The following is a 14,426-nucleotide window of genomic DNA, read 5'->3' as shown; positions in this document are numbered from 1 at the left end:
AGATGTGTAAAAGAGACTACGGAGGAGCAGCGCCGAGTCCATTTCCCGCACGCCATTGAGCACGTAACGGCCGGCAGGGTCTGTTTCGTTTGCCCCGCTTGCCACAGATAGCATGGTCAGGACTACGAACAAGAGGAGTTTCATGGCTGGAACACCCCCTCGGCCTTGTTTGCGTGAATGGCGCGCTTGTTGTCCTTGGCGGGGCGATTGACGAAGTGGGCCGTCATGGCGCCGCTTTCCCCCGGGTAAATATTCCAGTGTGCAGACTGGTGCAGGTAGTGCGCCTTGAGCAAGGTGATCTCTTCGGGGGACAAGTTCAGAGCGGACTGGCCACGGGCGTAGGCCAGAAGCTTATCGGAAATTAGCGTTAGAGACGCCGGGATCGCGTTTTGGGGATCATGTTCCTCCAGAGCCTTAAAGGGCGCCCCGGCATCGCGAGCCAGTGCATGCATGAGGCGTAACGTGATGCGCCCGTATTCTCCACGCACCCGCCGCTCCAGCTTGATCTGTGCATAAACCGCCTTGGAGGGACGTGCCTCGCGTAGGTTGGACAGAACCTCCCAGCAGTCGATGTACAGGCGACCTTCCGGCTGCCAGGGGTCGAGCAGGCCTCGCTGCCGCCATTCCGCAAGAGCCTGTTCGGCGCGCCGCCAGGCCAGGCTTTCTTCCTTGCGCAGCCGCTCATCGACGATGTCGATGAAGGGGCGAGTCAGGAACAAATGCTCTTCCGCCACGGCTGGATAGCTCCCACCGATATCGCCGTGGGCGCCAGGTATAACGATATCCTTGAAGCCAGGACGGGTACTGTTGAGCGAGTAGTTGTGGCGATATTCATCGCCGGCCACCAGATGGATAACCGTGGGCGCGCTGTCCGGGGCCAGGTGAAGCCTGATATCACCGTTGCGGTCGTCATGCACATCCCAGCCGTCGCTGAAGGTACCGATGGCGGCCACGGTGTCGAACAGTCCTATCAGGTTGACACGCACGCCATGGCCAAATCGCCAGTCAAAGTCCATAGCCAGAGACTCCTCGCCGCGCAAGGTTTGCGCAAGCTGCGAGCTCCGGCCTCGGCGAAGATCGTTGACGAAATGCCGGGAGGCAGCAGCACCACGACTAAAGCCAAAGATGTCTATTTCAATCTTTGATACGGAGCATTGAGGGTTTGTTTTTGCAAATACATCAATTAGCTCAGAAAGCTGAGTTATTGAATACTCAAACTTTTCTAAAACTCCATTTCGGCCTCTACCAAGCGCCATATCCGGAAAAATCTTATCAGGCTGCCCAGCCTCAGTCCCCACGCCCTCGATATAGACTCTCAGCATGGCTTTGCGTTCATGCTTCTCTAACAACCGAGCTGAGTCATCCATGTAAAAATCAAACAACTTCGCGATGTTGGTTCTCTCCCGACCATAACTACTCATCGGATCCATCTGATGAGGCAAGCAATGGTCGAGCAGATTCTGTGCGTCCTGCGAATCAAGCCCCAACTGGCTGGCCCGGCACTGATTGCCGCGCGCGATATTGTCGGCATTGTCCCCGGTCCCGTCGAAGAAGAAACCGACACGCAGGGTAATGGCCTGGCGGCTCTCGGCGATCAGCTCTTCCTCCTCTTCTTCCTCCTCGAACGGGGCCTCCTCCAGTGCGGCATCCTGGTCGAAGCTCTCGGACTGACTGCTGGCCAGCCTGCTTTCGGCGGTACGCAGTGCCTGCGTGGCGGCAGGGGTGGATGTTGCTGCTGCACCCGCGCTCGCATCTGAGGTGGAGGATGTGCTGACGGAAGAAGATGCACCGGCCGCACTGTTGCCGATGATTACCGTGCCGGAGCCGCCGACGACCACGTTGCCGTGGCTACCCAGGCTGCCCAGCACGACGGCGGGCTGGCCATTGATCAACAGATTCGGAATGACATTGCCGTTCAAGGCGGCGCCGCAAGCAGTGGTGTCGCCCATACGCGCGGCGGGCAGACCGTCGATGAGGACGTCTGGCGAGCCGGTGGCGATGGGGCTGTTGCCGTGCCCCGGAAGTGGGCAGAGGGTGGCATCGCCCTGGCGGGCGGCGGGTTTTCCTGACATGACAGACTTCCTTGTGGATCCCGTTGGGCTCTGTGGGATCGGCGACGATTATTCGGTTTGAATTAGTTTTTCAAACCCTGTGATCCATTATAGTTGTGCAACTTTCTGCACAATTAACTGCAGGTAATATTCGCAAAAAATACTGTAGCGAAGAACTTGCTTTGTCAATGCAACACCAGGACCGGGATCAGGAAGTTGTGAAACTGGCGTTTTTATCGGCAATCCCGCAAGGCGAAACGAACGCTTGATTCGGCCAATTGACAGTCGGTTCTGCCCATCAGCATCGAGAACGCAATTCAATTGGGTGGCTCGCAAAAAAAGGCCCGTCGACTCCGGGAGCCGACGGGCAAAGAGGATGTACTCAGGGTTAACGCAGGATCAGTGGCTGGCGGCCACGCTGTCCGGGTTGTTGGACGCCACGGCGGCGTCGATCAGGTCCTTGCCGATCTCGGCTTCGAACTTCTTCCACACCGGCTTCATGGCTTCACGCCACTCGTTACGCTCTTGCGCCGTCAGTTCGATCATCTGGCTGGTGCCGGCCTTGACGATGGACTCGCGGGCTTCGCGATTGAGGTCGTCGGCCTGGCGGTTCACCTCCTTGGTCACATCGTTCAGCACGTCCTGCAGTTCGCTGCGGATATTCTCGGGCAGGCCCTTCCAGAACTTGGTGTTGGTGATCACCATGTAGTCGATGGCGCCGTGGTCGGATGCGGTGAAGTACGGCTGCACCTCATGCACCTTCTGGCTGAAGTAGTTCGACCAGGTGTTTTCGGTGCCGTTGACCACGCCGGTCTGCAGACCCTGGTACACCTCGGCGAAGCTCATCTTGCGCGGGTTGGCGCGAATGACCTTGAACTGCTCGTCCAGCACGTTGGAGGCCTGCACGCGGAACTTGAGGCCGCGGGCGTCCTTGGGCAGGCGCATCGGCTTGTTGGCCGACAGCTGCTTCATGCCGTTGTGCCAGTAGGCCAGGCCGGTGATGCCCTTGCCTTCCATGCTGCGCAGCAGCGCCTGGCCCTGCGGGCTGGCCTGGAAGCGATCCACCGCGTGGATGTCATCGAAGATGAACGGCAGGTCGAAGATCTGGATGGACTTGGCGTAGGGCTCGAACTTGGCCAGCGAGGGCGCCAGCATGTGCACGTCGCCGAGCAACAGGGCCTCCATTTCCTTGCCGTCGCCGTACAGCGAGGAGTTGGGGTAGACCTCGACCTTGACCTGGCCGGGCAGACGCTCTTCGGCCATCTGCTTGAACAGCAGGGCACCCTGCCCCTTGGGCGTGCTGTCCGCCACCACGTGGGCGAACTTGATGACGATGGGGTCCGCCGCCTGCACAAGGCCGGCAAAGGACAGGGACATGGCGCAGGCGAGCGCTTTGAAAGTGAAGTTGCGCATGGGGTGTTTACCTCATTGTTGTTGTAAGCGTTGAAGCCCTGACAGGGCAGCGGTCCCTCCCTGGTGTCTATTGCGCTCCTCTGAAAACGAAGGAATGGATGCGGGCGGCACATCGCCGCCCGCGCGAACGTTTACTGCTCTCCGGCACGCTCAAGCAGGCGCCGGGCACGGCCGACCACCGGCATGTCCACCATCTGCCCGTCCACCACGAACACCGCCTCGCCCCGGGCAAAGCCGGCCATGACGCGGCGGGCCCAGTCCAGCTCCGCTTCGCTGGGCATCAGGGTGGCGTGCACCACCTCCACCTGCTTCGGGTGGATGCACAGTCGGCCGCCGAAGCCCATGTCGCGGATGTCGGCGGTGTGGCGGGCCAGGCCGTCAGCGTCCTGGAAGTCGGGGAACACGCTGTCCAGCGGTGCGGCGAGATCGGCCAGGCGCGATTGCAGCAGGATGGCGTAGCGGGACTGATCGAGGATGCGCTCGGCCGCGGCAGTGCCGCTGGCCAGGCCCAGATCCAGACCCAGGTCCAGCGCACCGAAGCTCAGGCGCTCGACCCCCTTGGCGCGAGCGATCTCTTCCAGGCGCTGCAGACCCAGCGCGCTCTCGATGATCGGCCAGACCGGCTTGCCACATTCCGCCGCGCGCTCGACCTGGCGAGCGCTTTCGGCCTTGGGCAGCAGGATGCCCGCCACACCGGCATAGCGGCGGCAGACTTCCAGATCCTCCAGATGCTGGGCATGCAGGGAACCGTTGATCCGCACGAAGACGCGCACGTCGGGGTTGTCGTGCAGGTAGCGCTCCAGGTTGTCACGGGCCTCGACCTTCTGGGCCTCGGCCACGGCGTCCTCGAGATCGACGATGACCACGTCGGCGCCGGTGGCCAGGGCCTTGGCGATACGTTCCGGGCGGGTGGCCGGCACGAACAGGGCGGAGCGAACGATGCTGCTCATGAAGAATGTCCTTCTTGTAAGGGGATCAGACGGCGCCCTGCTGGCGCAGGCGCTGGATATCGCCCTCGGCGTAGCCCAGCTCGCCCAGCAGGCGCTCGGTATGCTCGCCGAGCGCGGGCACCGGGTCCATGCGCGGTTGGAAGGAGGCGTTGCGGCCCGGCGGCAGCAGCGCCGGCAATTCGCCGGCCGGGCTGCCCACCGTGGTCCAGCGCTGGCGGGCCTTGAGCTGCGGGTGCTCCCAGACGCCGGCCATGTCGTTGACATGGGCGTTGGCAATGGGCGCGGCATCCAGGCGGGCGATCACCTCGTCGGCGGTCAGGCTGCTGAACACCTCGACGATGATGGCGCGCAGCTCGGCGCGGTTTTCCGAGCGCTTGAAGTTGGCGGAGAAGCGCGGGTCCCGGGCCAGTTCCGGCTTGAGCAGCACCTTCTCGCAGAAGGCCACCCACTCGCGTTCGTTCTGCAGGCCCAGCATCACGGTCTTGCCATCGCCAGCCGGGAACGGGCCATAGGGGTAGATGGTGGCATGGGCGGCGCCGGCGCGCGGCGGCGGAGTGGCACCCTTGTAGGCGTAGTACAGGGGGTAGCCCATCCACTCCACCAGGCTTTCCAGCATGGACACGTCCACCCGGCTGCCCTTGCCGGTCTTGTCGCGCAGCATCAGCGCCGAGAGCACGCCGGTGTAGGCGTACATGCCGGCGGCGATGTCGGCGATGGAGCAACCGGCCTTGGCCATCTCGTCCTCGCCGGGCCCGCCGGTGACGGACAGGAAGCCGCCTTCGGACTGGATCAGCAGGTCGTAGGCCTTCTTCTGTTCGTAGGGGCCGCCCTCGCCATAGCCGGAGATGTCGCAGACGATCAGGCGCGGGTAGCACTCATGCAGCACCTCGAAGGACAGGCCCATGCGCGCGGCGGCGCCCGGCGCCAGGTTCTGCACCAGCACGTCGGCCTGGCTCAGCAGTTGGTCGAGCACCTGCATGGCATCGTCCTGCTTGAGGTCCAGGGTCAGGCTTTCCTTGGAGCGGTTGGTCCACACGAAGTGGGAGGCCAGGCCGTCGACGCGCTCGTCATAGCCCCGGGCGAAGTCGCCCGCGCCGGGACGCTCGACCTTGATCACCCGCGCGCCCAGATCGGCCAGTTGGCGGGTGCAGAACGGCGCGGCGATGGCGTGTTCCAGGCTGACGACGGTGATGCCGTCCAGCGGACGGATGTTGTTGTTCGGTACGGTCATATCCGGTGTTCCTGCAAATTCGGTTCAGTCCGTAGGGTGGAAAACGGCGAAGCCTTTTCCACGCGTTTCAAATCCATGCGCTCGGCATTCGGTGGAAAAGGCCTGGGGTCGTTTTCCACCCTACGGAAACGCTCCGGCCTTCAGGCCAGGCCGCCCAGGTCGTAGGTGTCACGCAGGCGCCAGACGCGGTCGATCAGCACGCCGGCCTCGGCGGCGCTGCGCGCGCCGGAGAAGGCCACCAGGCGGCGGAACTTGTCTTCCAGCTCGGCGCGGCTCAGGGTGTTGCCCGGATCGCCCTTGGGATCGTCCACGGCGGCAGTCAGGGTGCGGCCATCGACGGTGACCACCTCGACGCGGCCCAGCCAGCGCTGCGGGTAGGCGCCATCCACTTCCGGATCCAGCAGCATGCTGACCTTGTCGCGGAACTGGCCGACGCGGGGGTCGGTCAGCGCGTGGGTGTGAAATTCGGTCAGGCCGGCCTTGCCGTACAGGGCGATCAGGCCCAGCACGGTGCCCATGGAGAACTTGGCCTGGTGCACGGTCTGCGGCACCTGCACGCGACCTAGCACATCGATGGCGCCCTGGTGCACGCGGGTGGTCACCCGGGCGATCTCGTCGGCAGTCAGGTTCTCGCGCTGCATCAGCGCCAGCAGCGCGTCGGCGGCCGGATGGGTGTGACGGCAGGAGGCGTGGAACTTGAAGCTGGTCTCGGCCAGCGCCCAGCGCTCGCCCAGGCGGTCGGACAGCCAGCGCGGATCGGCGTCCTTCGACATCCCGGCGGCCATGCCCTGCTCGCCTTCCAGGATGTTGCGCGCCCCGCTCAGCCCATCGGCAGTCAGGTAGGCGGCCAGCAGACCGTCGGCGGCGGCCTTGGCGGTGTGCAGCTGCTTGGAATCGGCGGCGTCGCGCAGGAACTCCCACAGGCCGGCGGCCTGGGTGCCGGCGCTGCCCAGCAGATTGATGAACTGTTCCTTGTCGAAGCCCATCAGCTTGCCGACCGCCACGGCAGCGGCCAGGGTGCCGACGGTCGCGGTGGTGTGGAAGATGCGGTAGTGGGAGCGGCCGAGGAATTCGCCGATGCGAATACCCGCCTCGTAGCCGGCCAGCGAGGCCAGCAGCAGCTCGCGGCCGGACTTGCCGAGATCCTGCGCGGCGGCCAGCGCGGCCGGGAACACCACGGTGGCCGGGTGCAGCACGGAGCTGTTGTGCAGGTCGTCCTGCTCCACCAGGTGCGAGCTGGCGCCGTTGACCAGCGCGGCGAAGTAGGCCGAGCTGGAGCGGCGGCTGACCAGGATGCGGGAACGTCCTTCGGCCGGACCCATCTTCTCGGCGTAGCGCTCGAACAGCGGAATCGGGTGCGCGCCCTGGCTGGCCAGCGCCGAGCCCAGCCAGTCGAGGAACAGGTCTTCGGTGCGGTCGAGAACCGCGGCCGGCACCTGCTCGTAGCGCAGGTCGGCAAGGAAAGCGGCAAGAGCTTGGGTGTGCTGGCTCATTCGGCCATCTCCACGTAATTCGAGAGTTCGATGAGGTTCAGATCGGGGTCGAGCAGGTAGACGGAGCGGATCGGTCCCTGGGCGCCGGTGCGCATCACCGGCCCCATCAGCATCTCGACGCCGTTGGCCTGCAGCTGGGCGATCACCTGTTCCAGCGGCTCGGCGACGATGAAGCACAGGTCCGCCGAACCCGGCGTCGGGCGATGGGCGTGCGGTTCGAATTCCGCGCCGGCCTGGTGCAGGTTGATCTTCTGCTCGCCGAAGGCCAGTGCCTTGCGGCCTTCACCGAACACCACCGGCTGCATGCCCAGCACGCGGGTGTAGAAGTCGACGCTGCGCCCGATGTCCTGCACCGTAAGCACCAGATGGTCGAGATGGCTGATCTGCATAACGTCTCTCCGTCTTCATAACGCACCGTTCCGGCGCGGTGGTGGCCAACGGGTTGCGTTGACCACCCTACGGTCATTCGTAGGGTGGAGAACGACCGCCGGGTCTTTTCCACCGATGCCCGCCCACTGCTCCGTCTGGTGGAAAAGGCTGCGCCGTTTTCCACCCTACGGGTTCATCAGAACGAGCGCGGCAGCTCCAGCAGGTGTTCCGCGACGTAGGAAAGAATCAGGTTGGTGGAGATCGGCGCTACCTGGTACAGACGGGTCTCGCGGAACTTGCGCTCGACGTCGTACTCGTTGGCGAAGCCGAAACCGCCGTGGGTCTGCAGGCAGGCGTTGGCCGCTTCCCAGGACGCCTTGGCGGCCAGGTACTTGGCCATGTTGGCGGCGGCCCCGGCGTTACGGCCGGCGTCATACTCTTCGCAGGCACGCCAGCGCATCAGGTCGGCCGCTTCCAGCTCGATGTGCGCCTCGGCGATCGGGAACTGAACACCCTGGTTCTGGCCGATCGGGCGACCGAACACCACGCGGTCGCGGGCGTACTGGGCCGACTTCTCGGTGAACCAGCGGCCGTCGCCGATGCACTCGGCGGCGATCAGGGTGCGCTCGGCGTTCAGGCCGTCGAGGATGTAGCGGAAGCCCTTGCCCTCTTCGCCGATCAGGCTGCTGGCGGGGATTTCCAGGTTGTCGAAGAACAGCTCGTTGGTCTCGTGGTTGACCATGTTGGCGATCGGCTGCACGGTCAGGCCGTTGCCGATGGCTTCGCGCAGGTCGACCAGGAAGATCGACATGCCGTCGGCCTTCTTCTTCACCTCGGCCAGCGGCGTGGTGCGCGCCAGCAGGATCATCAGGTCGGAGTGCTGGATGCGCGAGATCCACACCTTCTGGCCGTTGATGACGTACTTGTCGCCCTGGCGCACCGCGGTGGTCTTGATCTTCGTGGTGTCGGTGCCGGTGGTCGGCTCAGTCACGCCCATGGACTGCAGGCGCAGCTCGCCGCTGGCCAGCTTGGGCAGGTAGTAGCGCTTCTGCTCCTCGCTGCCGTTACGCAGGAGGGTGAACATGTTGTACATCTGGCCATGGATGGTGCCGGAGTTGCCGCCGCAGCGGTTGACCTCCTCCAGGATGATGGAGGCTTCAGCCAGGCCCAGGCCCGAGCCGCCGTACTCTTCCGGGATCATCGCCGACAGCCAGCCGGCTTCGGTCATCGCGGTGACGAATGCTTCCGGGAAGCCCTTTTCCTCGTCGATCTTGCGCCAGTATTCGGCGGGGAACTCGGCGCACAGGGCGCGCACGCCTTCACGGATGGCGTTGTATTCGTCATTCAGGTACGGGTTCATTGCGGTTCCTCGATGTTCTTCTTGTTACCGACGGCTGTTGCTCGGGCCGCCACTCGGTGGCCAAGGCTGTACCTTGACCACCCTCCGGATAGCGCGGTGTTGGCCGCTTTTATTCGAATTCCACTTCGGCCTTCTGGGCGATGCCGTCGGCGTTACCGGCCCACAGCTCGGCCTTGCCGGGCGCGACGATGCGGCCGCCCACCTCGAACGGTTGCGGCGCGATCAGCGGACGCACGCCGCGATAGGCGAAGCGGCGCAGGCGGGCCTGCGGGTGGGCGCGGCAGAAGGCGCGCAGGTTCAGGGTGGCGATCAGCGGACCGTGCACCACCAGACCCGGGTAGCCTTCGGTCTCGGTCACATAGGGGAAGTCGTAATGGATGCGGTGGCCGTTGAAGGTCACGGCGGAATAGCGGAACAGCAGGGTCGAGCTGGGCGTGATGGACTCGTGCCAGTCGCCGGTGGGCAGCTCTTCGCCGCCGCCGAGCTTCGGCGGGGTCGGCTCGCGGTAGACGATGTCCTGTTCCTCGCGGATCGCCAGGCTGCCGTCCTGCAGGTAGTCGTGCTGCACGGTGACGAACAGCAGCGAGCCGGTGCGGCCATGCTTTTCCTCGATGTGCTTGATGGTGGAAACCTTCTCGGCGTTCGCGCCGGCCTGCAGCGGCTCGAAGAACTCCACGCGGCCGCCCGCCCACATGCGGTTGCGGTTGTCGGCCGGCGGCAGGAAGCCGCCACGCGCCGGATGGCCATCGGCGCCCAGGCCAGTCTCGAACACCGGGTCCTGGAAGAAACACCACTGCCACAGCGGCGGCAGCGGCTGGCCGTTGGCAGGGGTCTGCTCGCCCAGGGTGGCGGCGATGCGCTTGAGGAGGTTATGGCTCAGCTGGTCCTGGGCTTCTTCGGTGCGTCCGATCCAGGCAGTCAGGGCGGCGTCGGTCATTACGGGCATCCCGCGTGTGTCTTGTGGTTGTGACCGCAGGATGCATCGGCGCCTCGCGTTTCGTGAATCCGGATTTACAACCACCGGCATTCGGATATTCTGAACGCCTTTTCCGAGAGACGGTCCCACTTACCGCTGTTGTCCGGAGGACATCCATGCACTTCGATCTGGCCGACCTGCGCCTGTTCATCCACATTGCCGAATCGCCGAGCCTGACCCAGGGCGCGCGCCGCGCGCACCTGTCACCGGCTGCCGCCAGCGCCCGCATCAAGGCGCTGGAGGGCCAGCTGGACAGCCGCCTGCTGTACCGCGACAGCCGCGGTGTGGAGCTGACCCCCGCCGGCCACAAGCTGCTGCAGCATGCGCGGCTCATCATGCGCCAGGTGGACTACCTGAAAAGCGAGTTCACCACCTACGGCGCCGATAACGCCGGGCACATCCGCATCTTCGCCAACACCACGGCGGTCACCGAGTTCCTGCCCGAAGTGCTGGCCGGTTTCCTGGTCGAGCGCCCGGGCGTGACCGTGGACCTGCAGGAGCGCCAGAGCCGCGACATCGTGCGCGGCGTGCTGGACGGCACCACCGACCTGGGCATCATCGCCGGCCCGCTGGAGGTCAGCGGCCTGCAGGCCATCCACTTCAGCACCGATCGCCTGGTGCTGGCCGTACCCGAGGGCCATCCCCTGGCCGGCGAGAAGTCCGTGACCCTCTCGCAGACTCTGGCCTACCCGCATATCAGCCTGCACGAAGGCAGCACGCTGCTGACCTTCCTGCGCGACGAGGTGGAAAAACTCGGCCAGAAGCTGTCGCTGCGCATCCAGGTCTCCAGCTTCGAAGCCAGCTGCCGGATGATCGAGGCCGGCGTGGGCATCGGCATCATTCCCGAGTCCGCCGCCCAGCGGCACAGCCGCACCATGCGCCTGGCCACGGTGCAGCTCGACGAGCCCTGGGCGGTGCGCGAACGACGCATCCTGGCCCGCGACCTGAACGCCCTGCCCGGCATCCTGCTGGCGCTGATCGAGCGGCTCACCGGCCGTCCGGTCACCCAGGAGACCTGATATGCGCCGCGGCGCGTTCCTGCTCGTGCTCGCGGTACTGCTCGGCGGCTGCGGGGCGCCCCTGAAACAGCTGAGCGAGGAAGCACAACTGACCAGCCGGGAGGTCCGCGTGCTGGCCACCACCCCCTTCCCGCTGCAGGCGGTGCTGCCGCGCCGCGTCGAGGGCCACAGCCTGCGCGTGTACCTGGAGGGTGACGGCTATGCCTGGGCCACGCCCACCCAGCCCAGCCTGGACCCCACGCCCCGCGACCTGCTGGTGGCCCGCCTGGCCACCCTCGACCCGCTGGGTGCGGTATACCTGGCGCGGCCCTGCCAGTTTGTCGAGCACCCGGACTGCAAGCCGCTGCTATGGACCGACCAGCGCTTCAGCCGCCCGGTACTCAACAGCCTGCATGCGGCCCTCGACCAGTTGAAGCAGCGCTACGGCGTGCGCCGCCTGGAGCTGGTGGGGTATTCCGGTGGCGGCGCCCTTGCCCTGCTCCTGGCGGCCGAGCGCAACGACGTGGTTGCCGTGCAGACCCTGGCCGGCAACCTGCACCCCAGTGCCTGGATCGCCCATCACCGCCTCACGCCGCTGACCGGTTCGCTGGAGCCGCTGGCCTATCGCGAGCGCCTGCGCCAGATTCCCCAGCGGCACCTGACCGGACAGCGCGACAAGGTGGTGCCGCCCCCGCTGGCCTATCAGTACGCCGACAGCCTCGGGACGGCCGACTGCCTGGAGATCCGGACGGTGGATGCGACGCACAGCGAGGGCTGGGAAACGGCCTGGGCCGGCTTCCGGCAACGGCCGCTGGTCTGCGCGCCGGCTCAGAAACCGTAGGACAGGGTCACCGAGCCGAACTGGTCATGCCCCTGCTGGCCACGGAACTCGTGGGTGCGCCAGACACTGACGAAGGTCAGCTGCCAGCGGCTCCAGGTGAGTGCCAGGCCGGCCAGGGCATCGCCGACCCATTCCTCGCGATCCACCGAGTGGCTGGACTTGAAGGTGTTGCCGTCGAGCAGCAGGTTGTAGGCCATGTAGCGACCTTCCAGCCCCAGGAAACCGTACCAGGCGAAGTGTCCAAGCGGCGTGAAGTACTGGCTGCCGCTCTGCGCCGGGGTCACCGAGGGAATGCCCTGGCTGCGCTCCAGGTGCCGGCCGAAGCGCAACACCCCGCCGGCCGAGGCATAGGTGTAGAGATTGCCCAGCGCCAGGCCGGCGGTAGGCGCGTATTCGAGTTCCAGACCGAACAGCTGGCCCTGGCGCCACCACTGCTGCCCGTAGGCCACATTGAGGAAGGGTTCGTTACGCAGCTGGTGCTTCCAGCCGCGCGGCTCGGTGGCGTTGATGTGCTTGTGGATCCAGTGCTGCACCTTGCCAACCCCGGTGCCCGGCCCCACCAGGCCGGTGTCCAGGTGCAGTTCGCGGCTCACGCGCTGGTTCGTCTCGTCACGCTCCGCGTACATCGATACGCCGAGGAACAGCAAACCCGCGTAAGGCCGGTCGTCCTCGATCAGCTCGCGACTGCGCAGGTCCTCGGGGGTATAGCCCTGCATGCCGAACCGGTAGGCGAGGGTCTGCACCTCGTCGCCCGCCCAGCCCGGCAGGGCCTCGGCCAGGCCGCGCGCCCAGTGCCCGTTGTCGGGTTCGAAGGACCAGAACAGCTCCAGTCCGCCGCTGTAGTGGCCGTCGTCGTCCTCGTAGGACAGCAGGTCATTCTCGACCTTGATGGACAGCGAATCGGCCAGCAGCGGCACCGGCAGGCCGGCAATCAGCAGCAGGCCCAGTCGCAGCGATTTCCAACACACCATGTCGTCGCCCCGGCAGTCTCCAACGTTCGTTAGAGAGCCACCGGTTCGCAACGTTCCTCGCGATGCCTACACCCGGAAACGGCTCAGCAACGCGTCCAGACGCTCGGCCAACTGGTTGAGCGCCTGACTGGTGCCGGCGGCCTTTTCCGCCTCGCCGGCATTGTCCTGGGCCAGGCTGGCGGTCTGCGTCACGTTGCCGTTGATCTCGTCGACCACGTGGGATTGCTCCAGGGTGGCACTGGCGATCGAGGCCGCCAGGCCGCTGATGCTGCGCAGCGATTCGACGATCTGGCGCAGGTTGGCGCCGGCCTGGCTGGCCTGCTCGACGGTCTGTTCGGATTGCCGGCTGCTGTCCTGGATGACCTTTACGGCCGCCGCCGAATGGGTCTGCAGCTGCTCGATCATCGCCTGGATTTCCGCCGTGGACTGCTGGGTGCGCTGCGCCAGCAGGCGGACCTCGTCGGCCACCACCGCGAAGCCGCGCCCCTGTTCGCCCGCCCGCGCCGCCTCGATGGCGGCATTCAGCGCCAGCAGGTTGGTCTGCTCGGCCACCGCGCGAATGACTTCCAGCACACCACCGATCCGGGTGGTTTCATCAGCCAGCGCACGGATCACGTCCACCGCCTGCTCAATGCTGGCGGACAGTTGGCCGATCTGCGCCAGCGCATTGTCGATGCCCTGCAGTCCCTGCCCGGCCCGCTCCTCAGCGCTGCGTACATCGACGGCGGTGTGCTCGGCGTTCTTCGCCACGTCCTGCACGCTGTAGGCCACTTCATGGATGGCCGTGGCCACCTGCTCCACCTGCTGGGACTGGCGCGCGCTCTGCTCGCTGAACAGACGCGCCTGCTGGCCCAGGCCCTGGGCCGAGCGGCTGAGGATGCGTGCCGATTCCAGGGTTTCGCCGATCACCTGGCGCAGGCTGCCGGTGAAGCTGTTGAAATGCCCGGCCAGCTCGCTCAGCTCATCGCGGCCGTCGGTCTTCAGCTGGCGGGTCAGGTCGGCCTCGCCACTGGCGATGTCGGCCATGGCCCGCACGGTATCGCCCAGCGGTCGCGAAATGCTGCGGGCAATCAGGGCAATGATGCCGGCCAGCAGCCCAGCCATGAACAGTCCCAGCAGCGAGGCCTGGGCCAGCTCCTGGCGGAACTGGGCCTTCACGTCATCGATGTACACCCCGGTGGCGAGCATCCAGCCCCAGGGTTCGAACTGCGCCACGTAGGTGACTTTCTCCACCGGCGGCGTGCCGGGCCGTTTCGGCCACAGGTAGGGAACCGTCCCCGAACCCTGCTCACGCGCCGTGCGTGTCATTTCAGCCACGAAGGCAACACCCGTACTGTCCTTGAGCTGGCTGAGGTTCTGGCCGACCAGCTTCGGATCCAGGTGCATCAGCATCAGGCTGTCCAGGGTAGTGACGAAGAAGTACTCGCCCTCGGCATAGCGCAGCGTCGCCAGCAGGGCCAGGGCCTGCTGCTGGGCCTGCTCGCGGGTCAGCTCCCCGGCGCGCTCCCGCTGGTGGGCCTGCTGAAGAACGCCGGCAGCGGTCTGCACCACCCAGCTCAGTTGCTCGATCTTGCCGTCATGGAGGTTCCGATAGCTGCGCTGCAGCATCATCGCCGCCAACACCAGCAGCATCAGCACAGAGGCCAGCAGGATCAGCAACAAGCGACGGCTGATCATCAGATTGCGCAGTTGGAACATCGGACACCACCCTGGTAATACGTCACCGTTTTGACATGGAGTCTGGGTGCAGCAAGCAGCAGGCCAGGATTACGC

The 14,426-nt window shown here is 65.5% G+C and carries 12 protein-coding genes and 1 pseudogene; 2 read left to right on the top strand and 11 right to left on the bottom strand.

What is annotated here, in order from left to right; all coding sequences use genetic code 11:
* Nucleotides 1–140: 140 nt before the first annotated feature.
* From SF06_RS16500 to SF06_RS16465, 8 genes are all read right to left on the bottom strand, one after another.
* On the bottom strand, nucleotides 141–2,072 hold the full coding sequence (locus SF06_RS16500) for a PAAR domain-containing protein (protein ID WP_039562713.1): 1,932 nt from the start codon (nucleotides 2,070–2,072) through the stop codon (nucleotides 141–143).
* 378 nt (nucleotides 2,073–2,450) lie between these two features.
* Nucleotides 2,451–3,464 carry a TRAP transporter substrate-binding protein gene (locus tag SF06_RS16495; protein WP_039562712.1) on the bottom strand — a complete coding sequence of 338 codons (1,014 nt, stop codon included), beginning with the start codon at nucleotides 3,462–3,464 and terminating at the stop codon, nucleotides 2,451–2,453.
* Between the two features lie 131 nt (nucleotides 3,465–3,595).
* Entirely contained in the window at nucleotides 3,596–4,414 is an 819-nt protein-coding gene (locus SF06_RS16490; RefSeq protein WP_039562710.1) for an HpcH/HpaI aldolase/citrate lyase family protein, read from the bottom strand.
* Between the two features lie 25 nt (nucleotides 4,415–4,439).
* A complete protein-coding gene (locus tag SF06_RS16485) occupies nucleotides 4,440–5,645 on the bottom strand; it encodes a CaiB/BaiF CoA transferase family protein (RefSeq protein WP_027591478.1) in 1,206 nt (401 codons plus the stop codon).
* Between the two features lie 140 nt (nucleotides 5,646–5,785).
* Complete coding sequence (locus SF06_RS16480; protein ID WP_039562709.1) at nucleotides 5,786–7,138, bottom strand: MmgE/PrpD family protein; 1,353 nt, start codon at nucleotides 7,136–7,138, stop codon at nucleotides 5,786–5,788.
* Nucleotides 7,135–7,527, bottom strand: a complete 393-nt coding sequence (locus SF06_RS16475; RefSeq protein ID WP_027591480.1) for a VOC family protein — start codon at nucleotides 7,525–7,527, stop codon at nucleotides 7,135–7,137. The genes SF06_RS16480 and SF06_RS16475 overlap by 4 nt, the downstream gene beginning before the upstream one ends.
* 176 nt (nucleotides 7,528–7,703) lie before the next feature.
* Nucleotides 7,704–8,867: an acyl-CoA dehydrogenase family protein gene (locus tag SF06_RS16470; RefSeq protein ID WP_027591481.1), complete on the bottom strand. Its 1,164-nt coding sequence runs from the start codon at nucleotides 8,865–8,867 to the stop codon at nucleotides 7,704–7,706.
* 109 nt (nucleotides 8,868–8,976) lie between these two features.
* The gene (locus SF06_RS16465; RefSeq protein ID WP_039562707.1) at nucleotides 8,977–9,804 is read right to left on the bottom strand and encodes an HTD2 family dehydratase; all 828 of its coding nucleotides are present in this window, start codon (nucleotides 9,802–9,804) and stop codon (nucleotides 8,977–8,979) included.
* Nucleotides 9,805–9,959: 155 nt separating this feature from the next.
* On the opposite strand from SF06_RS16465, the gene SF06_RS16460 reads away from it, so the two are divergent.
* Nucleotides 9,960–10,862 (top strand): LysR family transcriptional regulator, encoded by a 903-nt coding sequence (locus SF06_RS16460; RefSeq protein ID WP_039562706.1) that lies wholly within the window; start codon nucleotides 9,960–9,962, stop codon nucleotides 10,860–10,862.
* 1 nt (nucleotide 10,863) lies between these two features.
* Nucleotides 10,864–11,682: a hypothetical protein gene (locus tag SF06_RS16455; RefSeq protein WP_027591484.1), complete on the top strand. Its 819-nt coding sequence runs from the start codon at nucleotides 10,864–10,866 to the stop codon at nucleotides 11,680–11,682.
* Here SF06_RS16455 and SF06_RS16450 read toward each other — a convergent pair.
* The 3 genes and pseudogenes from SF06_RS16450 to SF06_RS19090 all read right to left on the bottom strand — a co-directional run.
* The gene (locus SF06_RS16450) at nucleotides 11,670–12,653 is read right to left on the bottom strand and encodes a lipid A deacylase LpxR family protein (RefSeq protein ID WP_027591485.1); all 984 of its coding nucleotides are present in this window, start codon (nucleotides 12,651–12,653) and stop codon (nucleotides 11,670–11,672) included. The two genes, SF06_RS16455 and SF06_RS16450, sit on opposite strands and share 13 nt — an antisense overlap.
* Before the next feature lie 66 nt (nucleotides 12,654–12,719).
* On the bottom strand, nucleotides 12,720–13,445 hold the full coding sequence (locus SF06_RS19095) for a methyl-accepting chemotaxis protein (protein ID WP_407681069.1): 726 nt from the start codon (nucleotides 13,443–13,445) through the stop codon (nucleotides 12,720–12,722).
* A gap of 129 nt (nucleotides 13,446–13,574) precedes the next feature.
* Nucleotides 13,575–14,261, bottom strand: a pseudogene (locus tag SF06_RS19090) (cache domain-containing protein); the annotation flags it as partial.
* Nucleotides 14,262–14,426: the final 165 nt, after the last annotated feature.

The sequence above is a fragment of the Pseudomonas flexibilis genome, from assembly GCF_000802425.1.
GTDB lineage: Bacteria > Pseudomonadota > Gammaproteobacteria > Pseudomonadales > Pseudomonadaceae > Serpens > Serpens flexibilis.
This window is presented reverse-complemented; position numbering and strand designations above follow the sequence as displayed.